Below are 22,849 nucleotides of genomic sequence, written 5' to 3' on the forward strand. Positions count from 1 at the left end.
TTGCCAGATTTTAAATTTCTTTAAATCCAATAATTTCTCTAACCTGTTTAACTGTTTCAGATGCACTTATTCTCGCTTTTTCCGCACCCATGCGGGCAACTTTGTGGAGATATGAATTATCAGAAGTAAGGCGAAGAATTTCTTCCCGTAAAGGTGTTGTAAATAAAATTACGTCTTCTGCCAACTGTTTTTTCATATCGCCGTAGCGGATGGAGCAATTATTATATTGTTCTTCAAAAAATTCAGTTGTTTCTGGCTTCGAAAGCACTTTCATCAGTTGAAACAGGTTTTCTACTGATTGTGATTTTGGTTGACCGGGTTCTGTCGGACCGCTGTCTGAAACCGCTTTCATAACCTTTTTACGGATAACGTCAGGAGCGTCGGCAAGGAAAATGGCACTGGCTTCATTGTCTGATTTGCTCATTTTTGTGCTTCCGTCGAGCCCCGGTATTTTTACAAGATCCTGACCAAAATTGTACGCAAATGGCTCAGGAAATAAATCAACGTTATAAATCCTGTTAAAGCGATTGGCAAACGTCCGCATCATTTCCAGATGTTGTTCCTGGTCTTTGCCAACGGGTACTTTAGTTGCACGATGAAGGATTACATCAGCAGCCATCAGTGTGGGATACGTGAGAAGTCCGGCATTGATGTTATTCGGCTGCGTCCTTGCTTTTTCCTTGAATGAAGAAACGCGCATGAGTTCGCCAAGGTAGGCGTTCATGTTAAGGAAAAGGTAGAGCTCGACTGTTTCAGGCACATCACTCTGCACATACAGCGTGCACTTTTCCGGATCGAGTCCGGCCGCCAGATATTCAACCAATACGTTGCGAACATTACCGTGAAGGTCGGCGGGCTTGGGATGCGTGGTGAGTGAGTGATAATCTGCAATAAAAAAATAGCAGTTTTGTTCGCTCTGCATTCTCACAAAATTTCGTAACGCACCGAAATAATTTCCTAAATGAAGGTTGCCCGTAGGCCTTATACCGCTAACAACTGTTTCCATTGAGCAAAGGTAGAAAAACTCTTATAATGTGCAAGGGACAATCACTTTCACACTATGAAATATTGTAAAATAGTTTTCGGATTATTTTCCTATAATATTCACCAAGTCTTTTTCAAGTGTTTCAGTGGGTGTTTCAATGATACGACCGACTTCAACCCCGTCTTTGGTGAAAATGAATGTTGGAACTTTTTCAACTTTAAGGCCGCTGATGTCAAGGTCTCCGGCTTTTTTATCGCGGTCAACGCAAATAAATTTTATGCCTGCAAATCCCGGGACCAGCTTATCAGCTATTTTCAGAAAGCGGGGCACTTGTTCTTTGCTGTCGCCGCACCATGTGCCTAAAACAGTTGTGCATACAAAGCCTTCCGCCTTACCTTTTAACTTATTGATAATTGCCGTGTCCACAATGTAGGAACCATATTCGCTGTTATAATCTGCAGCAAAATCAACAGTTAGCAGGGTTTCGCGGTAACAAGGGCCAATAAGAATCTCTTTGCCGCTTTTCTGATCCATTGAGCGCGTAAGCGTTCCTTGAGCAAATGATGAAAGTGCCGTCAATAAAAGCACTGCAACTAAAGTGTAATGTCTTTTCATATGCTGGTTTTATGGACTCAAAAATAGTGAAATAATGTTTAAAACACTGATAATTGAAAGTTAAAGAATAGAGCTTCAAATACCGAACATCAATCTCCAAACTGTTCTGACGCATGTCATATGCTGAGGTATGGCAATTTTCGCTAAGTTTGCTGTATAATAAATGCCTTTCTGTTATGAGAAAATTTCGCTTTTCGGTACTGGTTTTGTTACTTTCCGGTTTTATTTCAATTACAGGTTTTGCGCAGGAAAAATATATCGAGGGTGTAAAAAAGGATATAGGTTTTCTTGCTTCCGATTCACTAAAGGGGAGAAAACCCGGAACTCCTGAAATGCTTACTGCTGCAAAGTATATAAGCACTCAATTTCAGAATGCCGGGCTCACACTGATAAACGGCGATGGATTTCAATCATTTGAAGTTGTTACCGATGTTACTCCCGGTAATTCAAATGAATTCAGCTTTAACAGCAGGGTTCTGAAAATGAAAGAAGATTTTATCCCGTATTCTTTTTCTGAAAATAAAGCATTGGATGCATCTGTGGTTTTTGCAGGTTATGGTTTTGATTTTAAAACCGACAGCTTGGTACGCAACGATTATGCAGGTATTGATGTAAAAGGAAAATGGGTCATGCTGCTTCGCGGTTATCCTGAGTCAGGAAAGAAAAATGATATCTATTCCAATTACGCTTCCGACAGGGGTAAAGTGGTTGTTGCAAAAGACAAAGGGGCGGCGGGAGTTTTGTTTGTTACCGGTCCGGCTATGGATAAAAACGATGAACTGGTTTCATTGTTTTACGATAAAAGTAAGGCAGGTGGAGGCATTCCGGTGTTTAATATCAAACGCAAAATTGCCGACAGTATATTGAGTTCTGTTTCAAAAACAATCGCAAAGCTTGAAAAAGACGCTTCATCAGAAAATGCTATTACCGGAATTGCTATTCCGACGGTTGTACATGCTCAGTCAGACCTTTTACTTACACGGGTTTCTACAAATAATGTAATAGGCGAGCTGTCCGGCAGCAATCCGTCATTGAAGGATAATTACATTGTTGTGGGTGCTCATTATGATCACCTTGGAATGGGCGGTCATGGGTCGGGTTCGCGCAAGCCGGATACAAATGCCGTTCACAACGGAGCCGACGATAATGCTTCCGGTGTGGCTTGTATTATTGATATTGCGAACCGTTTTTTCAAAACAAAAAAGCGTCCCGATTACAGTGTGATATTTGTAGCATTTTCAGGCGAAGAACTTGGTATGCTTGGCTCAACGGCATTTCTTGCCAAGCCGCCGGTTGATAAAAGTAAGATAAAACTGATGATGAATTTTGATATGGTTGGACGCCTGAATCCAAAAACCAAAACGATTTCAGTAAGTGGTAACGGTACTTTCAAAGAAGCAGAAACATTGATTCGCAGTCATAACGACAGCACAAAAATGAAAATTACGTTGCATCCTGAAGGTTACGGTCCGTCTGATCATGCGGCTTTTTATTCTGATAACATCCCCGTTTTGTATTTCACTACAGGTGTGCATGGCGATTATCATACTCCTGAAGATGATGCCGACAAAATTGATAATAATGGTGTTGACATGATTGCTGCTTTGGCGTATGACCTTTTACTTGATGCCGGCAGCGGCAAGTATCCGATGGCGTTTAAAGAAGCAGGTCCGAAAGTAAAAACAAGTACACGTGCCGGGCTCAAAGTTACATTGGGTATCATGCCTGATTTTACTTCTGAAGAGAATAAAGGACTAGGCGTGGGAGGAGTTACCAAAGATGGACCTGCTGATCACGGAGGGATGAAAAAAGGAGATGTAATTACTGCCATAGACGGTAAAACCGTTACCAATATTTATGATTATATGGAACGCCTGAAAAACCTGACACCGGGACAACGCACATCTGTTGATATAATACGTGACGGAAAAAAAGAGATACTGATAATACAGTTGTAAAAATATTTTTGCCTGCTTGACTACACTAAATTAAATGTTAGTATGAGAAAAAAAGCTGTCATTTGCTGGATACTTGCTGTTGTGATAACGTTGGTTGCAGCGGTATATCAGCGTACTACCGGACCCACTTATCCTAAAAAGATTACGGTAAGTCTTAATGGGAAAGAATACAAATTCAAACTTCCGAGAAGTAATAATGTGAGCAGCGATTGCCGCGTGGAACTGCCTATTGACGATGCTTCTGTGAGTGGGCAATTGATGTACCGACGCTTTCCGACAACAGACAAATGGGATACGCTTCAAATGAAAAAGGAAGGAAATATAATAGTAGCGGCACTTCCGGCACAGGCTGCTGCGGGCAAGCTGGAATATTTTATAACGCTGAATGATGCATCCGGGACCAAACAATTAATGCAGGAAGCGGTCGTAATCCGCTTCAAAGGCGATGTTCCGGCCTATGTGCTGATTCCTCACATCTTTTTGATTTTCTTTGCTATGCTGCTTTCAAATGTCGCAGGACTGATGGGCGCCTTCAAACATAAGAATGCAAGGCTCTACACTTTTATTACGCTTGGAATGATGCTCGTCGGCGGAATGATATTTGGACCGATTGTACAGAAATTTGCTTTCGGCGAATTCTGGACCGGAGTGCCATTTGGATGGGATCTTACTGATAATAAAACACTGATTGCTTTTGTTGCATGGATTATCGCGGCCATCGCTAATTATAAAAAGCAGCGTCCGGGCTGGATTATTTTTGCTTCATTCATAACATTATTGGTTTTTTCAATCCCTCACAGCATGTTTGGTTCAACGCTGAATTATTCAACGGGTGCTGTAACGCAGGGATAAACTTAACCTCTGAAAAGCTTGTGAGGGTCGTGAAAGTCTCGTCTTTGCTGCTCCAGCGAATGATTTATTATTTTGGCCAGCCGAACAAAAATGTCCATTTTTTTGTCAATCAGCCATTTCACGGCCTTTTCTTTACTGCGACAAGCGTCGGCAAACACTACATAGAAAGGCATTTTGTTCTTCATGAACCATTTGTAGGCATCTTCTTCGCCGTCGATGGCATTGCTGAGAACCCCGAGTTCGGGCCAACTGCTTTTCAGAAGCCAGTTCAACGCTTCGATATCGCGATTGATTGCGCTTGATAATGCAGCCAGTTCGGCGTATCCGTTTTCAAGAAGCCATTTATGTATTTTCTTATTGCCGTTTACGGCCTCGCCAAAAGCGAGCAGAATTTTGGGATCATAATTCAGCATTACCGTAGTTTATTCATGCGTGAATACATAGAATCGATTTCTGAGGCGATTTCAATTTCGGTTTGCCCGATGCCTTCATCTTCATTGAGCGATGGCAGTATAATGGTTACAAGATGAACATTACCATAGTAAAACGATTTATGCTTCATCTGTGGTGCCAGCATGGCTGCTTTGGTCATGAACGTAAAAGCATCCACAAAAGCGCTGAATTCAAAAGATTTTTTTAACTGCTTTAGCTCTTCTTTCCACATATTGAAAACAACGTTGAACAATTCGAGAATAGTATTGTTAAACTGATTTTATCTCAACTTAGTGTTTTGCGCATCAATAGATTTTAGCGTTAAGTCCGATGGCACGAATGCGAACGGCAATCGCTTCAAGTTCTTCAGCGCTTAGCTTTTCAAGTTTCTGAGCCGGGGGTCTGCGGTCGAGTGAATATATCATCACCGAGCGCGGATTGATTTCTTTTAAATATCCGAGCCACGGTATAAGTTCTTCATCGGTAGTGTTGTCAATGGGTTTGCCGTTATATTCACCTTTGAAGAACATACTTTGTATGGTGAGCTGCCCATTGAATTTTTTCAGATTTTCTACAATAGTTGCAAGGTTGATGTTGCTCTTGGGATTGTTGATAGTGCGGAACATCCCGTCAGAACCGGCATCCAGCTTCATCATGTTATTTGTTTTCATCAGAGCTGCAATAATTCCGGGACGATCGAGGGTGCTGGAATTTGAAAGCACGGCCACCTGTGCCAAGGGTGAATATTTATCGCGCAAAGCAACTGTATCATCTACAATTCCTGTAAAGTCGGGGTGTAGCGTAGGTTCGCCATTGCCGGCAAATGTGATGGCATCCGGGAGCATGTTTTCTCCCGCAAGCGCAATGAGCCGCTGTTCCAGTGATTCACGGATATCTTTACGTGAGTGAAGTTTGTCTGAAACCGGATGGGCGTAATCGGTCCAGCCGCATTCGCAGTAAATGCAGTTAAAGGAACACAGCTTACCGTTCGTCGGCAGCAGATTCATTCCGAGAGAAACGCCGAGACGTCTGCTTCGCACCGGTCCGAAAACGATTTGGTCAAATAAAATGCCTGCCATGATTATGCTTCTGTTAGCGTAGTTGTGCTTTCAGGTCGTTCATGAAAGCGGTTTGAAGTTTTTTCATTACCCCGTCAATTACATCATCTGTAAGGGTTTTTTCGGTATCCTGTAAAATGAAACTCAGTGCGTATGATTTTTTGTTGGCATCCAGTTTGTCGCCTTCGTAAATATCAAAAATGTTCACCTTACGCAAAAGCTTCTTCTCTGTTTTGTAAGCCAGTTGTTCAATATCGGAATACCGGACAGCTTTGTCAACTAACAACGCAAGGTCGCGACGTACCTCCGGGAATTTCGGAATATCAGCAGCTGTTATGCTGATGCCTGCCATTTTAGACAATAAAGAATCCCATTCAATACATGCGTAATACACCTCATTTTTGATGTCGAATTGCTTCAGCAGGGCAGGGCTTAATGCACCTGTTTCGCAAACAGCCATTTCATTCAAAGTTGTACGTACAAATTCAGAAAAAATGTACGTACTCGTCCCGGTTGTGTATTGTGCTCCGACAAAGCCAAGCCTTTTGATAATGATGTCTGACAAGCCTTTCAGGAAATGGACGTCTGTCTTTGATTTTGTGGTATCCCAGCTTTCAGGAAGTTTCTGGCCAACAGCAAAAAGAACGAGTTGTTTCTTTTCCGAGTAGGGCGACAGCGTTTCGTTGTTATGTGCTGCATTATAAAAATACACCTTGCCGAATTCATAGAATTTCAAGTCGGTTTGCTTGCGGTTCTGATTGTAGGCAATTGCCTCAAGCCCGCTGAACAAAAGCGTTTGCCGCATTACACTCAGGTCTTTGCTGAGTGGATTGTAAATCTTCACACAATGCTCGGGCACAAAAGCCGCTGCGTTTGCTTCGTAATATTCGGCACGCGTAAGCGAGTTGGTGAGTATCTCATAAAACCCGTTCGCCGTGAGGTATTCAGCAATGCTGTCCTGAACTTTTTCAGGATCCGGTTTGGGATTGTAGCTCAACGAAGATTTAATAGATGCGCCAATTTCAATATTGTTGTAGCTGTAAATACGAAGCACTTCTTCCGTTACATCAGCCTGTCGTGTAACGTCCACTTTATTGGTAGGAACTGCGAGTAAAAGCACATCGCCTCCGTCATTTTCAATGATGAAATCGAGAGATTTGAGTATGCTGATAATCTTTTCTTTCGGAATGGAAATGCCTGCCAGTTCTGAAAAGCGACTGATTGAGAATTCAACTTTTTTACGATTTACGGGTTTTGGATATTCATCAACTATTGCCGAAGAAATTTTGCCGCCTGCAATTTCTTTGAACAGCATTGCGGCCCGCTTTAGTGCGTAAACAGTCATTTCCGGATCAGTGCCCCGCTCAAAGCGGAACGATGCGTCTGTTTTTAGATTGTGACGTTTGGATGTTTTGCGAATGGTTGTTGCTTCGAACCATGCGCTTTCAAGAAAAATATTTTTAGTAGCTTCGGTCACTCCCGATTGTTCCCCACCGAAAACGCCTGCCATGCACATGCCTTCACTCTCGTTGCAAATCATCAGGTCGGAGGCTGAGAGCTTGCGTTCTACACCGTCGAGTGTAACAAAAGCCTGGCCTTCATTCAATTTTTTCACAATCACTTTTTGTCCTGTAATTTTGTCCGCATCAAATGCATGCAATGGCTGTCCTGTTTCAAAAAGCACGTAGTTTGTAATATCTACAATGTTATTAATGGGGCGCAATCCGATGGCAGTAAGTTTATTTTTCAGCCATGCCGGACTTTCTGCAACGGTAATCCCGCTTACTGTAATGCCCGAATATCGTGGACAAGCTGCGGCATCTTCAACAATAACATGTATCGGAAGTGAATTATCATCCTGTTTGAAATCATCAACAGAGGGGAAATTCAATTTGTATTTTTCGGATGCAGTTTCATCTCTGCAATTAAGAACGGCCACCACGTCCCGCGCAACACCTATGTGCGATGCGGCATCCGGACGGTTAGGCGTCAGCCCGATTTCAAAAACGAAATCTTCTTCTATGTTCAGATATTCTTTTGCAGGAGTTCCCAAAGGCGCGTCATCAGGCAATACCATGATGCCGGCATGCGAAGTGCCTAATCCCAGTTCATCTTCAGCGCATATCATACCTTCTGAAACTTCACCGCGTATTTTTGATTTTTTTATCTCGAAATCGCCTTTTTCGGAATAAATGATAGTTCCGATAGTAGCGACAAGTACTTTTTGTCCCATAGCTACATTGGGAGCACCGCAAACTATGGCAAGTGGTTCGCCGCTGCCTATATTCACTTTTGTAAGGCTTAGCTTATCTGCATTCGGGTGTTTTTCGCAGGCAATTACCTGACCAATAACAATTCCTGCAAGGCCGCCCTTTACAGATTCGAATTTTTCAAGACCTTCGACTTCTAGTCCGCAATCGGTAAGCAATTCAGACATTGTTTGTGGCTCAAGTATAGTATTAACGTACTGTTTAAGCCAATTGTATGAGATTTTCATTCTGTAAAAGCATTAATATTAATTACAGATGCAAAAGTACTCAAATTAACTCAAACAGGAAGGTTCAAAGTGTATGATTACGGGCAATATCAGCCTATCATACCCCAGTTGCCTTTTTCTCGGTAGGTTGTGTTAAGCTGGTTCAGAATAACAGCGTTTTCGGGCTTTTCGAGCGTTGGATCTGTATTAATGATTTCCATAGCAAGACCACGGGCATATTTCAGAATTTTTTCGTCTTGTACAATATCTGCAATCTTGAGGTCAAGGATTCCGCTTTGTTGCAGGCCCTGTAAATCGCCCGGTCCGCGCAAATGAAGGTCGGCTTCAGCAATTTCAAAGCCGTTGGTGGTTTGTACCATTGTTTCGATGCGTTTTTTACCATCGGAGCTCACTTTATTTCCGGTCATTAATATACAATATGATTGCTCAGCACCTCTGCCAACGCGGCCTCTGAGCTGATGAAGCTGAGATAACCCGAAACGTTCCGCATTTTCAATAATCATCACTGACGCATTCGGAATATCAACGCCCACCTCAATTACAGTGGTTGCCACCATAATATTGGTTTCACCTTTAATAAAGCGCTGCATTTCGTAATCTTTTTCTGCCGACTTCATTTGTCCGTGTACAATGCTGATAGCGTATTCAGGCAGCGGGAAACTACGACTGATGCTCTCATAGCCGTCCATCAAGTGTTTCAGATCAAGTGTTTCCGATTCATTAATCAGAGGATAAACAATATAGATTTGACGACCTTTCTTAATCTGTTCTTTCATAAAACCAAATACGCGAAGTCTCGCCGAATCCCAGTAGTGCAGCGTTTTTATCGGAACCCGGCCCGGGGGCAATTCATCAATTACCGAAATATCCAGATCGCCGTAAAGTGTCATGGCGAGCGTTCGGGGAATAGGAGTGGCGGTCATCACCAGGATATGTGGCGTGATTTCATTTTTTTGCCACATGCGTGCACGCTGTGCTACTCCGAAACGGTGTTGCTCGTCAATTACGGCGAGTCCGAGATTTTTAAACTGAACGGTGTCTTCAACCAATGCGTGTGTTCCCACTATAATCGAAATACTTCCGTCCTGCAATCCTTCGTGAATAACCCGTCTTTTTGCAGCTTTTGTAGAACCGGTAAGAATTTCAACTCTTATGTCCAGGCCTTCAAGAAAACGTGTGAGTGTCTTGAAATGCTGTTGTGCAAGTATTTCGGTAGGCGCCATGAGGCACGACTGATAGCCGTTGTCGAGTGCCATCAGCATTGTCATAAGAGCTACCAGCGTTTTACCACTGCCCACATCGCCTTGTAACAGACGGTTCATTTGCTTGCCCGTTGCAGCATCCTGACGGATTTCACGGAGGACTCTTTTTTGCGCTCCGGTAAGTTCAAAAGGTAGATTGTTATGAAAAAAATCGTTGAAATGTTTGCCAATAGTACCAAAGCTTACGCCTTTGATTTTTTGAACACGGTAAACTTTTTGTTTCAAAAGTTTAATCTGGATATAAAACAGCTCTTCAAATTTGAGGCGTGCCTGAGCTTTCAGAAGACTATTCTGGTCCTGTGGAAAATGAATAGTTGAAAGTGCGGCTTCACGGCTCATCAAACGGGCGTTTTCAATAATATCATGACGCAGCGTTTCCGGCAGCTGTCCGGCAGCTTGTGCTACCAGTGTTTTTGTGAGTTTCCCGATGCCACGGCTGTCTAATCCTCCGGCGCGTAATTTTTCGGATGAACTGTAAAAGGGCTGCAGATTCACTGTAACGGGCGATGCATCTGCACTTTCGACGGTCTCAATTTCAGGATGAGAAATATTGAATTTATTATTGAACAGAGAAGGCTTCCCAAAAATAATATAATGAACACCGATTTTAACTGAATCTTTGAGCCATTTAAATCCATTGAACCAGATAAGTTCAATACTCCCCGTTTCATCCGTAAAGGTCGCTACAAGCCTTGCTGAACGGTTCACTCCAACAGTTGTAAGGTTTGTTATATGGCCTTTTATCTGGACATAATTCAGCTCATCCCGGATATCCTTTATTTTCTGAAATTTAGTACGGTCAACATAACGGAACGGATAGAAGGTAAGCAAGTCATCAAACACATAAATGTTCAATTCTTTCTTAAGCATATCGGCTCTTTTAGGGCCAACACCCTTGAGGTATTCGATTGGCGTATCAAGAAATCCATGCTGGCGGTCCATCGTTGTAAACATTCTTTCGGGATTGTGATTGTAATTAGCCCTCAGCAAATTTATTAAAAAGAAACACCGGTGCTGCAATAATATTGTTGCAGCCAGTCATGCACTTGTTATTTTTGAGGAAGTGATTTACTGCGACGTCTTCTCAACGTTCTTTCACGCATTAGAATCGTTGACAGAATCATGATAATAAATAACTCGAATAAACCAATAATAAACATGCGATTTGTTAAATCGCAGGGACCTGTTGAGGTTGCCGCGATTACTGTTTGTTTTGTATCCATTGTTGGTTGTTCCGATTCATTATATGAATACTGCTTGCGGAACATGCCAGCACTTTCGGCTTGTACCGAATCATTCAACGCAAAAAACAATTGCGAATATTCCCATGCTTTCTCATAATCTTTCTGTTTTCCCAGACATTTAGTGAGGTATCTGTAGTCAGATAATATTTCAGGACGGGCCGACACATCAAGTGCCATTTCAAGGCTGTTCAGAAAGAAATCAGTTGCTCTTGCAAAATCATCACGCTTCAACCAAATCAGCCCTTGATCAGCGAGTGATGCAGCCACCTTTTTTTTATTTCCAATTTCAAGGTCGATTCTTACAGACCGAAAATAATAATCCATGGCAGTATCCCATTCTTCCAGCGCTTCGTAAACCTTTCCAATGTTACTTAATGTAATTGCCATGCCCGATTTATCACTCGTTTGCACGCGAATTACCATTGCTTTATTATAATAATTCATGGCTTTCAGATTATCACCTGCAGAGAAAAACAGCCAGCCCAGATTGTTATAACAAAGCCCTTTTTTTTGCAGATTGCCCGATTGTGAAAACAATTGAAGTGCTTTCATTCCGTACACTAAAGCATCCGTGAAATTTCCGTTTTCCTGACATGCTGCGCCAATATTTCCATAGCACTCCGCAATGCCTTCATTATCGTTATTCTTCTTTTCGAGCAACAGAGCTTGATGGTAAAAGTCGATCGCTTTACTGTATGCACCCATCAGCTGATACACCTCGCCAATATTTGAAAGCCCTGAAGCCATGCCGTCTTCATCACCCAATTGTTCATCCGTTTTAAGGCTTTGCATATAGAAACTCAAGGCTGCAGGGTAATTGCTTTGTTCCTTGCAAATAATGCCAAGATTATTCGTGCAGGCAGAAACACCTTTCATATCTTTGACTTCGCGGAACAGGGCAAGAGCTTCATAATATTCTTGGGAAGCCTGCTGAAAATCTCCTTTGAAGTATAAAAGAATTCCAATGTTTTTATGTGCAAGCGCCAGGTTTTTTTTGTCTCCGTTTTTTATTGCAGATGCTTTTGCCGCGGTAGCATATTTCATAGCTGTCTCAGGGTATTGACCTCTGGTTTCGGTGCAAAGCTCGTTGAATAATCCTGCCTGTGCATATGCCGGCGCGAATCTAAGCAACGCCAGCAAGCTGTCAACTCGCGACTGTGCATATACTTGCTGGAATACGGGAAATGTAAGACACAAAACCAGAAGCCGTACGGCTCGTTTTCTGTTCAATGACATAGCTTTTTTTTTCAAAAATAGATAAAATGCGGAAAACCATGATAATAATTTAATTTTGCAAGGTAAATCTGAACGAATGAAAACAATTCTCAAGCTGTTTATTATTGTTGTTGCCTTTTTTTGTGGAAGCTACAGTTACGCCGGGCATGACAAAAAAATGAGCGTATCAACTCCTGTCAATGGAGATAGTATTCGAACGGCTGTGGACACAATAATCATTGTGGGCGCTGGCGATATTATGCTTGGAACAATCATTCCTTCACGAGAATTTCTGCCTAAAAATGAAGATTGTTCAGGCGAGTTGGCTCCTACAGGCGAAATCTTCAGAACAGCTGATGTTGCTTTTTGCAATCTGGAAGGCGTTTTCACAGATTCACCCGTTGGACGTAAATCATGCAAAAATCAAAGTATTTGCTACACCTTCGGGATGCCGCCGAAATTTGTTAATTGCCTTGTTGATGCAGGTTTCGACCTGATTAGTACTGCCAATAATCATTGTGGTGACTTTGGTCTTGCCGGAAGGCAGAATACTGCTAAAACACTTGATGATGCCGGATTGCATTATGCCGGATTTCTTTCCAAACCTTTCACTATCTATGAAAAAGACAGTCTGAAATATGGTTTTTGCGCTTTCTCGCCTGAAAGCGGTAATTGCGATATGCGGAAGTTTGCAGAAGCACAGGCAATCGTGAAACATCTCGATTCGGTGTGTGATGTGGTCATCGTATCATTTCACAGTGGTGCCGAAGGAGCCGACCATCAACATGTGACGCGTCAGGACGAAATGTTTATGGGATATAACCGTGGAAATGTTTATGCTTTTGCACACAAAATGATTGATGCCGGAGCGGATGTTATTTTCGGTCACGGGCCTCATGTTACCCGGGGTATTGAAGTCTACAACGGTCGTTTTATCGCATACAGCATGGGAAATTTCTGTACGTACAGCAAAGTCAGCGTAGCGGGAGTTTGCGGACTGGCGCCCATTATTAAACTGTGGGTTGATAAGGATGGCAAATTTCTGAAAGGCAAAATTTATCCGACATTTCAGGATAAATACCAGCCGCCGGCCATTGATGGTCAAAAACGCGTAACAAAGATTATTCAGAATCTTACAAAGACCGATTTCCCGGAAGTAAACATCAGCATCAGCGACGAAGGCGATATCAGTGTTCCAAAAAAGTAGAACCGTCGCAGCCCGGCAAATCTCCAATTTTTCTTACCTTCGCGGCTATTATATTAATGTAAACTGAAATGGAACTCGCATCAAAGTACGACCCCTCACTTACCGAAGATAAATGGTACAAATACTGGCTGGATAATGGTTTTTTCCATTCAGTGCCCGACGAACGTGAGCCTTATTGCATTGTTATACCTCCTCCTAATGTTACGGGAGTGCTACATATGGGGCACATTCTGAATAATACCATACAGGATATTTTAGTGCGCCGCGCCCGTATGCAGGGCAAAAACGCCCTTTGGGTGCCCGGTACCGACCACGCCTCCATTGCCACCGAAGCAAAAGTGGTGGATTTGCTTTCCAGACAAGGTATCAGCAAGAAAGATCTGAGCCGCGATGAGTTTCTTCAGCATGCCTGGAAATGGCGCGAAAAACACGGCGGAATTATTCTCGAACAGCTTAAAAAATTAGGCGCATCATGCGATTGGGAGCGTACACGCTTTACCATGGATCCCGTATTATACGATTCCGTAATACAGGTTTTTGTTGACCTCTATGAAAAAGGGCTTATTTACCGCGGCGTTCGTATGGTGAACTGGGACCCGTCGGCTCTTACGGCACTTTCTGATGAAGAAGTAAATTACCGTGAAGTAAACTCTAAATTGTATTACGTAAGATATCGAATCGAAGACACTTCCGACGAATGGATTACCATCGCAACCACGCGCCCCGAAACAATTCTGGGAGATACCGCTGTATGTGTGCATCCCGAAGATGAGCGCTATGCCGCACTGAAAGGCAAACGCATTATTATTCCGCTGGTGGAACGCAGTGTGCCTCTGATTTATGACGAATATGTGGAGCGGGAATTTGGTACCGGCGCACTGAAAGTAACGCCTGCACATGATATCAATGACTATAACCTCGGCATAAAACACAAACTTAAAAGCATTGACATTTTCAATCCTAACGGAACACTTAATGAGAATGCCGAACTGTATATTGGTGAAGACCGATTTGCCGTAAGAGAAAAAATTGTTGAAGAACTGCGCGCCAAAGGGTACATCGTTAAGATAGAAGAAATCGTAAATAAGGTTGGCTTTTCGGAACGTACCGATGCTGTAATTGAACCAAAACTTTCGTTACAATGGTTCATGCGCATGACTGAAATGGCTAAGCCTGCGCTTGATGTGGTCATGGATGATACCGTTGCGTTTCATCCTGCAAAATTCAAAAACACCTACCGTCATTGGATGGAGAATGTGAAGGACTGGTGCATCTCCCGTCAATTGTGGTGGGGGCAACGCATACCCGCATACTACTTGCCAAACGGCGATTTTGTGGTTGCCGCAAGTTTGGATGAGGCCTTTGAAAAAGCGAAGCTATTGCTGAAAGATGCTGATTTGAAAATTGAAGATTTGAGGCAGGATGAAGATGTACTGGATACCTGGTTTTCATCATGGCTGTGGCCAATCTCTGTTTTCGACGGTATCCGCCATCCTGACAATGACGATATAAAATATTATTATCCCACAAATGAGCTTATCACAGCACCGGAAATCTTGTTTTTCTGGGTGGCTCGTATGATTATGGCAGGGCTTGAATACAGGCATGAAGTGCCCTTTAAAAATGTTTACCTTACCGGGATAGTGCGTGATAAGCTTGGTCGTAAAATGTCCAAATCGCTTGGAAATTCACCCGATCCCATCGAACTGATGGAGAAATATGGCGCCGATGGCGTGCGTATCGGAATGTTATTTTCATCACCCGCCGGTAACGACCTGCCCTTCGACGAATCATTGTGTGAGCAGGGTCGCAACTTCTCCAATAAACTTTGGAATGCTTTCCGCCTTGTACAGGGTTGGCAGGTTGATGAAACTATTGAACAGCCTGCTTATGCAAAGGTCGCTATTGAATGGTTTGAAGCAAGACTGAATGCGGAAATGGAAGCTATTGACGACCATTTCACAAAGTTCCGCGTTTCGGATGCGCTGATGGCTTTATATAAATTAGTGTGGGACGATTTCTGCGCATGGTACCTTGAAATGGTGAAACCTGCTTACGGAAGTCCGATTGACAGTGCTACCTTCGGTTCAACCGTTTGCTTTTTCGACCGTCTTGTTAAGTTGATGCATCCGTTCATGCCTTTTATTACCGAAGAAATCTGGCAAATTCTTCGCGAGCGCAAACCAAATGACTCCATCATGGTTTCAAAAATGCCTGAAATAAAACCATACAATAAGCAGCTGCTCAAAGATTTTGATTTTGCAATGCAGGTAATAACTGCGGTTCGTTCAATTCGTAAGGAAAAAAACATACCCATGAAAGAGCCGATAAACCTGCTTATTAAGAAGAACTTTGGTGAAACGCCTGACACTACTTTTGATTCGCTCGCATGCAAATTATGCAACGTAGGAACGCTGGAGTATATCACGGAAAAGCCTGAAAATGCTATGGCTTGCATAGTTGGTTCAACTGAGTTCTATATTCCTTTTACTGCCGGAATTGACATAGAGGCCGAACGGAAAAAAATGGAAGAAGAGCTGAAATATTATCGTGGCTTTCTCGTTAGTGTAATGAAAAAGCTCGACAACGAAAAATTCGTGAATAACGCATCACAGCAAATCGTAGATGCCGAGCGCAAGAAACAAGCTGATGCTGAAGCCAGAATCAAAGTGCTTGATGAACAACTCGAAAACCTGAAGAAATCATAAAATATTAGTTCGCCGCACCATGGAAAAAAAAGAGATAATTACGCTCAACAATATTTCCAAGTTTTATAAGGTAGGAAGCCATGTTGTAAAGGCGCTCCAAACGGTTACGCTTACGGTGAAACAAAATGAATATGTTGCTTTGATGGGACCGTCAGGTTCCGGGAAATCAACACTGATGAATGTGCTTGGATGCCTTGATACGCCTACAAGCGGTTCCTATTTTTTAAATGGTAAGGATGTCAGTAAAATGAATGATAATGAACTTGCCGAAGTCCGCAACAAGGAAATTGGTTTTGTATTCCAGACATTCAATTTGCTGCCACGTTCAACAGCACTTGATAATGTTACGCTTCCGCTGATATATGCAGGCGTGGGCAAGGCAAAACGGCTGGCTCGTGCCGAAGAAGTCCTGAAACAGGTTCAACTGAGCGACCGTATTACCCATAAGCCCAATGAACTTTCGGGTGGACAGCGCCAGCGTGTCGCTATAGCGCGTGCCATGGTAAATAATCCTTCCATTATACTTGCCGATGAGCCCACAGGGAACCTTGATTCAAAAACATCTATTGAAATCATGGGATTACTTGAAGATATTCACAACGCCGGCAATACCATTATTCTGGTAACACACGAAGAAGATATTGCGCGCCATGCGCATCGTATAATCAGACTTCACGACGGCTATATTGGCTCAGATGAGATGAATCCCGACATTCGAAAAATGGCATATTATCAGAATCCGGTGAGCGAATAATATTTCGTGATATTTATACTAATGTTCAACAAAAAAAAAGACCGTCCGCTTTGGACAGTCTTTTTTTTGCAAGTAGTTATTGGTTATTTATTAGGCACAGCACCCGGTATATCGAAAATCAACTGACGTTTTTCTTCGTCAACAGAGTACTCTCCAAATTTTGTGAGCACTTTCGAGCCAATGAGAATCGGTGGGTTAAGACCTGCAACAACAGTTGCTTCTACATTCTCAAGTTTTTTTGTTCCAATCACCATTTTCTTCAGAACAAGAATTGCATTTTCTTTAAAAGAGCCATCTTCATTGAAGGCACCGTCTTTTTCTTTGAAATCTGATTTTGTGATGCGGCGATCAGTAAGCATTTGTTTCGCCATTTCTACAGATATCTGAAGATTTTCAGCTGCATCGTATTTGAAATCCATGCTCATACCGTTCACTACGCAGCGCGCTTCAAAAGTTCCTGCACCGCCCGGTAGAATAGTTACGATGTTGTCGTTAGGATTAATTACAACTACTACATTTTGAGCATTCGTATCCTGTGAGGCTTCGGGTACAAAGTCATCTCTGAGAATACTGAATTCCGTACGGCGGTTCAGCTGATGTGCGGCTTCTTTAAGTTCCTTTGTCTTCAGTGACTTGATATATTCATCCGTGATTTGTGTGCCTTTAGCAAAAGGATAAGGTTTTCCTTTTTCGTTGGGCGGGTACATCACGATACGGTCGCGATCAAGTGTGCGGGGAACATGCGCGCCATAACCTTTTGCAACCAGACGTCCGGGGTTTATACCTTTTTCAATAAGGTAATTCACAACCGACTGTGCTCTGCGCTGAGAAAGTGTATCATTCGTCATCGGAATGGGCCTGGAGTCAGTGTGTGATGCCAGTTCTATTACGATTCTCGGGTTCTCATTCAATGTTTGAATAAGTCCGTTCAGCGAGTCCTGATATTGTGGTTTCAAATCCCATTTAGCAAGATCATAATAGATATCGGGTAACACAACGGGAACTGGAGGAATCGGAATTAATACAAAGTCATGAATTAAATCTTTGCTGTTACGCAAACCAACAGTTGTTTCGCGACCTTTCGTCGAAAAATAACCTGATTTTGATACGGTGAGTTCGTATGAAGTGTTTTCGAGAATCTGGGTCTTACCGAATTTGTAAGTTCCCGTAGCATCCGTAGAATCTTCAACTACGGTGCCGTCAGAGCCAACCAGCTTAACGTTGGCACCCACAATAATCTGTTTTGTGCTGTCGTCTCTTACAACGCCCTGCAGTGTGAATACCAAAGGTGGAATATAGAATGAATAGATATCATCGTCGCCTTTGCCGCCTTTACGGTTTGACGAGAAATAACCTTCTTCTTTGGCACCTTTAAAAATGATAGCAAAATCATCACCGGCTGAATTCATCGGGTATTTCAAATTTTCCGACTTGCCCCATTTGTCACCTTCTTTAATCGTTTTGAAAATATCAAGACCGCCCATTCCGGGATGGTTGTAGCTGTTTGATGAGTAATATAAACTACCGTCATCGCGCAGATAAGGGAACATTTCATCGCCCGATCCATTAATTGAAGGTCCGAGGTTGACCGGTTTATCAAACGGTTTGGTTCTCTTGCTGCGTTTTGCAACCCAGATATCTTTACCACCATAGCCGCCGGGAGCATCAGATGCAAAATAAATCGTACATTCTTCATCATCAAGTGAAGGATGACCTACAGCAATCCCCATATCATCGAAAAGCTTCAGCGTATCGGGAGGTGCCCAGCCTTTACCTTGTTTTTTTGCATAGTAAATCTGACAGCCCATTTTTGATTTTTTAACGACCGGGCAGCGGGTAAAATAAATCACGTTTGCTTTTTTGTTAAGCCAGGGCGTTCCTTCGTTGAAATTGGAATTAATATTTTCGTCGCAGGGAAGCGGTTCGCTCCAGGCGCCTTTTTTATCCTGATAGGTGACGTAGATGTCAGAAAAACTCTGACCTGTCCATCCGTCGGTAGCGTTGCCAGTTGAACCTTCACGAGTAGAAGTAAATAACAGAACTTTGTAATTTTTATCTCCCCAGTATGGAGCAAAATCTGAAAGTTTTGTGTTGAATTTTTTTACATTCTCAACCACGTACCGCGTAGGATCATCTTTCCATTTCTGGGCTAATTCGCAGGCCTCCTGACCTTGTTTTCCGCGAGGATCCTCAGGAGCGAGTTTTTGGTACTCCGTGTATTTTAATATTGCCTCAGCATATTGTTCATCTGCTTTGAGTGCCTCTGCAAGGTACAGCCATGTGAGTGCATCAGGATAATTAGCCTTAATTACCCTGTTATACCAGTTAATAGATTGCTTTACCTGATTGGTTTTTCGGTAGCATTCGGCAAGGCGAAACAGAATCCTGGCTTTTTCAGCCTTGTTCTTTTTAACCTTATTGTATGCTTGTTTGTAAAGGTCTATTGCTACGGAATATTGCTCCGTGTCATAAGCCTTATCTGCTTCCTGCCCGTAGTTTTTCTGCGCCCTAACGTCAACACCCTGCAGTGTAAAAAGAGCAACCAAAATAGACAAAAAGATGGGGTACAATTTCTTATCCATATCCACAATATTAAACCCTGAATTAATGGGTGCTAATTTAAAAAATAATTTTCAATTAAACAGAATTTACTGGCAATGTATCAAATTTTTATAAAACTGTTCTTTCATACCATTTTATCACACTGATAGAAAGGTAATTAACGTTTGTAAAAATATTCATTATTATAATTACCGATATAATAAAACTAAATTTTTATGAATTTGTTGCAAACGCAGTGTTATTATTTGGCACTTTTTACAATAAAAAAGCGCAGGTTTCAATATCCTGCGCTCATTTTTTTTGATCGAAATATTAAGAAAAACCTTCACTAAATTTTAGTGAAAGTTTTCTGTTTTTTTAGGCTTTAACCGGTTTCAATTCTTTCTTTTCTTTTCCTTTTCCTATCATTCTGATTAAATCATAAGCGACAGGGGAAGCGTTAAGAATAGATGAGTATGTTCCGATTACTACACCGAATAATAATGCGAATGCAAATCCGCGGATAACTTCACCACCGAAAATGAACATTGATAACAGTACCAGGAAGGTAATACCAGATGTGTTCAGAGTACGTCCAAGCGTGCTGTTAATAGCGTCATTCATGTTGGTTTTCATATCGCGTTTCGGGTACAGATTCATGTATTCACGAATTCTGTCGAAAATAATAACAGAGTCCATGATGGAATATCCGATGATAGTAAGGATAGCCGCAATAAAATGCTGGTCAATATCCAGACTGAACGGCAGTATTCCATATAGCAACGAGAATATTGAAATTGTAATAAATGTGTCGTGGAAGAGTGAAACCACGGCTCCAAGTCCCCATTGCCATTTTTTAAAACGGATTGCGACATAAATGAAGATAATGATGAGGGAAAGGAATACCGCCCAATATGCCTTTAATAAGAGGCTGTATGCAATGGTCGGTTCAACTTTCTGCGAACTTAATTTGCCCAGCACTTTTTTCTCTGCATGTGACTGGAATTCTTTCGCCGATAATGAATTCTTGTACATTGGTGCAAGTCCAGTATACAGCTTGGTTTCAACAATTGAATCGGCTGTGGCTGATTTATCGTTGATCATGTATGAAGTAGTAATTTTAACCTGATCGTTCGGTCCAAAAGTTTTTACTTCAGGACGCTGTCCGTCAAATACTTTTTCAAGCACTGCGCGTACATCATCAACTTTCACGTCTGAGTCAAAACGTACCACGTAACTTCTGCCACCGAGGAAATCGATTCCGTAACTTAATCCGCGTACTGAAAGTGATATAATACCTGCCAACACGAGTATCAATGAAAGCACGTAATAATATTTTCTGATGCCGATGAAGTCAATATGAACCTTGGTAAGTATGTTTTTCGTGAAGCGATTCCACACGTCAATTTTTATGTTTTTATCCATCATCCATACAAAAATGATACGGGTAATAAAGATGGAGCAGAACAGTGAACTGATGATACCGATAATAAGGGTGGTAGCAAAACCCTGAACAGGTCCTGAACCGAAAACATAAAGTACGATACCGGTAAGCAGTGTTGTTACGTTACTGTCTATAATAGAAGAGTAGGCATGCTTATATCCGTCGCTTATCGCCAGCCTGATTCCTTTCCCGATACGGAGCTCCTCTCGTATTCGCTCGTAGATGATAACGTTCTTGTCAACGTCCATACCAATTGTAAGTACAATACCTGCAATGCCCGGGAGTGTAAGAACAGCACCAAGCGATGCAAGAATACCGAATACGAAAAACATATTCGTAAACAGTGCAACGTCAGCAACCAAACCGGCTTTATTATAATAGAAGGCCATGTAAGCCAGTGTGACAAGGAACGCTACAATGATTGACCAAAGACCGGCGTTGATAGCTTCTTTTCCAAGTGTGGGTCCAACAACAGCCTCTTCAACAATACGCGCAGGTGCCGGGAGCTTTCCTGCTTTCAGGATGTTTGCAAGGTCCTTTGCTTCTTCAACGGTGAAGTTTCCGGTAATAGATGAATGTCCGTTGGGAATTTCACTTTGTACCGTCGGGAATGAATAAACGTAATTGTCAAGTACAATAGCAACAGATTTTCCGAGGTTGTTTGCTGTGATGTTTTTCCACTGGCTTGCACCTTCGGAGTTCATGCTCATTGAGATTTCGTTGCCCTGATTTTGGGCAATATCCTGACGTGCATCAACAATCACATCTCCGCCCAGTGCGGCCGTGCCATCACGGGTTGCTTTAAGAGCGATAAGCTGAAGTGTGGTTAATTTATCGCCAACCGGTTTAACGGTCCATGCAAACCTTAATTCTCTTGGGAAAATAGCTTTGATAATCGGGTTCCTGAGCATGGCATTTACCCTGAACGTGTCTATTGAATTACAGTAGCCAACTACGGGTCCTTTTGCAGGAAAATAACGTTGCTGCTCGTCCTGTACTAAAGCAGGTTGCAGATAAGCTGTAAGGGGATGTTCTTTTGCAAATTGGTCGAACGACTGCTGACCGGGTTTGTTTTTACCACTGGTGTCGGTGCCGGCTTTGTCAACCAACGATTTTGAAGTGTCTTTTTTCGCACTGAGTGAATCGGTTGATTTTTCTGCGTTAAGACTATCACCGGGTTTGGTAATAGTGTCGCCTGAACCCATCAGTGATTTCATTTTTACATCCGCCTGTTCCATAAAGGCGTAGATATCTTTGTATTCGTAGGTTTCCCAGAATTCCAGTTTTGCTGTTCCCTGCAGCAGTTTGCGGACGCGCTCGGGGTCTTTGATACCCGGAAGTTCCACGAGGATGCGGCCTGCTGTCTGAAGCTTCTGAATGTTTGGCTGGGCTACACCAAAGCGGTCGATACGTGAACGCAGAATGTTATATGTCCTGTCAATAGCATCGTTGGTTTCGGTCCTTATTTTTGCAAGAACTTCTTCGTTGGTAGAATTGAAATTGATTTTATCTTTTAAACCAACCAAAAATACGCCGGCCATTTTTGCATTCGGATCCGTTGCATTCCATGCTTCCCCGAATAAGGTAACGAAGTCTTTGGTACTGGTTTTTTCCATTTCCGAAGCCAATGTTACAGCTTTGTTGAAGGTCACGTCCTGACTGTTGCCTGCAAGTGCACGGATAATATCAACAACGGAAACTTCAAGCGTTACGTTCATCCCGCCCTTGAGGTCAAGACCAAGATTGATTTCGCGCTGTTTACATTCTTTGTAAGTGTATTTCCTGATAAGCAGGTTGTACACCACTTCGTTGTTCATAGAATCGAGGTACTGGGCTTCCCATTTCGTTTTAATGGAATCGAAAAGTATCTGCTCTTTTGCCTGATCCCCTTTGGAAAGTTTCTTCGCAAGTTCTTGCGCCTGAGGACCAACGGAATATTCAGCAGCATTACTCTCAATGTGCCTTGTAATGAGCGTAAACGACAGTTGGTACATGCAAACCAGCGCAAACGCAATAGCTAAAAACTTGATAACTCCTTTGTTCTGCATACTAAAACCTCTTAATTGATATTGGAATA

The 22,849-nt window shown here is 42.4% G+C and carries 15 protein-coding genes; 5 read left to right on the plus strand and 10 right to left on the minus strand.

Annotated features, from left to right (window positions below; genetic code table 11):
• Positions 1-10 precede the first annotated feature (10 nt).
• Together trpS and WCM76_00705 are read right to left on the minus strand one after the other, a co-directional pair.
• Entirely contained in the window at positions 11-1,006 is a 996-nt protein-coding gene (trpS, locus tag WCM76_00700; protein MEI6764124.1) for a tryptophan--tRNA ligase, read from the minus strand.
• 81 nt (positions 1,007-1,087) lie between these two features.
• A complete protein-coding gene (locus WCM76_00705) occupies positions 1,088-1,600 on the minus strand; it encodes a thioredoxin family protein (GenBank protein MEI6764125.1) in 513 nt (170 codons plus the stop codon).
• A gap of 176 nt (positions 1,601-1,776) precedes the next feature.
• Between WCM76_00705 and WCM76_00710 the strand changes: the two genes are divergently transcribed.
• Positions 1,777-3,558, plus strand: a complete 1,782-nt coding sequence (locus WCM76_00710) for a M20/M25/M40 family metallo-hydrolase (GenBank protein ID MEI6764126.1) — start codon at positions 1,777-1,779, stop codon at positions 3,556-3,558.
• A 42-nt stretch (positions 3,559-3,600) separates the two neighbouring features.
• Positions 3,601-4,410 carry a hypothetical protein gene (locus tag WCM76_00715; protein ID MEI6764127.1) on the plus strand — a complete coding sequence of 270 codons (810 nt, stop codon included), beginning with the start codon at positions 3,601-3,603 and terminating at the stop codon, positions 4,408-4,410.
• Positions 4,411-4,412: 2 nt separating this feature from the next.
• Here WCM76_00715 and WCM76_00720 read toward each other — a convergent pair whose 3' ends face one another.
• The 6 genes from WCM76_00720 to WCM76_00745 all read right to left on the minus strand — a co-directional run bounded on the left by WCM76_00720 (position 4,413) and on the right by WCM76_00745 (position 12,133).
• Positions 4,413-4,823 (minus strand): hypothetical protein, encoded by a 411-nt coding sequence (locus tag WCM76_00720; GenBank protein MEI6764128.1) that lies wholly within the window; start codon positions 4,821-4,823, stop codon positions 4,413-4,415.
• Positions 4,823-5,074, minus strand: a complete 252-nt coding sequence (locus WCM76_00725) for a 4a-hydroxytetrahydrobiopterin dehydratase (GenBank protein ID MEI6764129.1) — start codon at positions 5,072-5,074, stop codon at positions 4,823-4,825. Before WCM76_00725 ends, WCM76_00720 begins: the two co-directional genes overlap by 1 nt.
• 73 nt (positions 5,075-5,147) lie before the next feature.
• Positions 5,148-5,921, minus strand: a complete 774-nt coding sequence (locus tag WCM76_00730) for a radical SAM protein (GenBank protein MEI6764130.1) — start codon at positions 5,919-5,921, stop codon at positions 5,148-5,150.
• 13 nt (positions 5,922-5,934) lie between these two features.
• The gene (gene pheT / locus WCM76_00735) at positions 5,935-8,397 is read right to left on the minus strand and encodes a phenylalanine--tRNA ligase subunit beta (protein MEI6764131.1); all 2,463 of its coding nucleotides are present in this window, start codon (positions 8,395-8,397) and stop codon (positions 5,935-5,937) included.
• Between the two features lie 89 nt (positions 8,398-8,486).
• Positions 8,487-10,613 carry an ATP-dependent DNA helicase RecG gene (recG, locus tag WCM76_00740; protein MEI6764132.1) on the minus strand — a complete coding sequence of 709 codons (2,127 nt, stop codon included), beginning with the start codon at positions 10,611-10,613 and terminating at the stop codon, positions 8,487-8,489.
• 95 nt (positions 10,614-10,708) lie between these two features.
• Positions 10,709-12,133, minus strand: coding sequence for a tetratricopeptide repeat protein (locus WCM76_00745; GenBank protein MEI6764133.1), 1,425 nt, complete (start codon positions 12,131-12,133; stop codon positions 10,709-10,711).
• Between the two features lie 82 nt (positions 12,134-12,215).
• On the opposite strand from WCM76_00745, the gene WCM76_00750 reads away from it, so the two are divergent.
• From WCM76_00750 to WCM76_00760, 3 genes are all read left to right on the plus strand, one after another.
• Positions 12,216-13,325, plus strand: coding sequence for a CapA family protein (locus tag WCM76_00750; protein MEI6764134.1), 1,110 nt, complete (start codon positions 12,216-12,218; stop codon positions 13,323-13,325).
• Positions 13,326-13,393: 68 nt separating this feature from the next.
• Positions 13,394-16,033, plus strand: coding sequence for a valine--tRNA ligase (locus tag WCM76_00755; protein ID MEI6764135.1), 2,640 nt, complete (start codon positions 13,394-13,396; stop codon positions 16,031-16,033).
• A gap of 19 nt (positions 16,034-16,052) precedes the next feature.
• Positions 16,053-16,787: an ABC transporter ATP-binding protein gene (locus WCM76_00760; GenBank protein ID MEI6764136.1), complete on the plus strand. Its 735-nt coding sequence runs from the start codon at positions 16,053-16,055 to the stop codon at positions 16,785-16,787.
• A gap of 83 nt (positions 16,788-16,870) precedes the next feature.
• Here the strand turns inward: WCM76_00760 and WCM76_00765 are convergent, their stop codons facing one another.
• Both WCM76_00765 and secDF read right to left on the minus strand, forming a co-directional pair.
• On the minus strand, positions 16,871-19,369 hold the full coding sequence (locus WCM76_00765; protein ID MEI6764137.1) for an OmpA family protein: 2,499 nt from the start codon (positions 19,367-19,369) through the stop codon (positions 16,871-16,873).
• A 337-nt stretch (positions 19,370-19,706) separates the two neighbouring features.
• Positions 19,707-22,820, minus strand: coding sequence for a protein translocase subunit SecDF (gene secDF / locus WCM76_00770; protein MEI6764138.1), 3,114 nt, complete (start codon positions 22,818-22,820; stop codon positions 19,707-19,709).
• Positions 22,821-22,849: the final 29 nt, after the last annotated feature.

It is taken from the genome of Bacteroidota bacterium (assembly GCA_037133915.1).
In the GTDB taxonomy this organism is placed as follows: Bacteria; Bacteroidota; Bacteroidia; order Bacteroidales; family CAIWKO01; genus JBAXND01.

What these genes read in the sequence shown, in the direction of transcription:
- trpS (MEI6764124.1), bottom strand. Translation starts at nt 1,006, where the DNA reads ATGGAAACAGTTGTTAGCGGTATAAGGCCTACGGGCAACCTTCATTTA.
- WCM76_00705 (MEI6764125.1), bottom strand. Translation starts at nt 1,600, where the DNA reads ATGAAAAGACATTACACTTTAGTTGCAGTGCTTTTATTGACGGCACTT.
- WCM76_00710 (MEI6764126.1), top strand. Translation starts at nt 1,777, where the DNA reads ATGAGAAAATTTCGCTTTTCGGTACTGGTTTTGTTACTTTCCGGTTTT.
- WCM76_00715 (MEI6764127.1), top strand. Translation starts at nt 3,601, where the DNA reads ATGAGAAAAAAAGCTGTCATTTGCTGGATACTTGCTGTTGTGATAACG.
- WCM76_00720 (MEI6764128.1), bottom strand. Translation starts at nt 4,823, where the DNA reads ATGCTGAATTATGATCCCAAAATTCTGCTCGCTTTTGGCGAGGCCGTA.
- WCM76_00725 (MEI6764129.1), bottom strand. Translation starts at nt 5,074, where the DNA reads ATGTGGAAAGAAGAGCTAAAGCAGTTAAAAAAATCTTTTGAATTCAGC.
- WCM76_00730 (MEI6764130.1), bottom strand. Translation starts at nt 5,921, where the DNA reads ATGGCAGGCATTTTATTTGACCAAATCGTTTTCGGACCGGTGCGAAGC.
- pheT (MEI6764131.1), bottom strand. Translation starts at nt 8,397, where the DNA reads ATGAAAATCTCATACAATTGGCTTAAACAGTACGTTAATACTATACTT.
- recG (MEI6764132.1), bottom strand. Translation starts at nt 10,613, where the DNA reads ATGTTTACAACGATGGACCGCCAGCATGGATTTCTTGATACGCCAATC.
- WCM76_00750 (MEI6764134.1), top strand. Translation starts at nt 12,216, where the DNA reads ATGAAAACAATTCTCAAGCTGTTTATTATTGTTGTTGCCTTTTTTTGT.
- WCM76_00755 (MEI6764135.1), top strand. Translation starts at nt 13,394, where the DNA reads ATGGAACTCGCATCAAAGTACGACCCCTCACTTACCGAAGATAAATGG.
- WCM76_00760 (MEI6764136.1), top strand. Translation starts at nt 16,053, where the DNA reads ATGGAAAAAAAAGAGATAATTACGCTCAACAATATTTCCAAGTTTTAT.
- WCM76_00765 (MEI6764137.1), bottom strand. Translation starts at nt 19,369, where the DNA reads ATGGATAAGAAATTGTACCCCATCTTTTTGTCTATTTTGGTTGCTCTT.
- secDF (MEI6764138.1), bottom strand. Translation starts at nt 22,820, where the DNA reads ATGCAGAACAAAGGAGTTATCAAGTTTTTAGCTATTGCGTTTGCGCTG.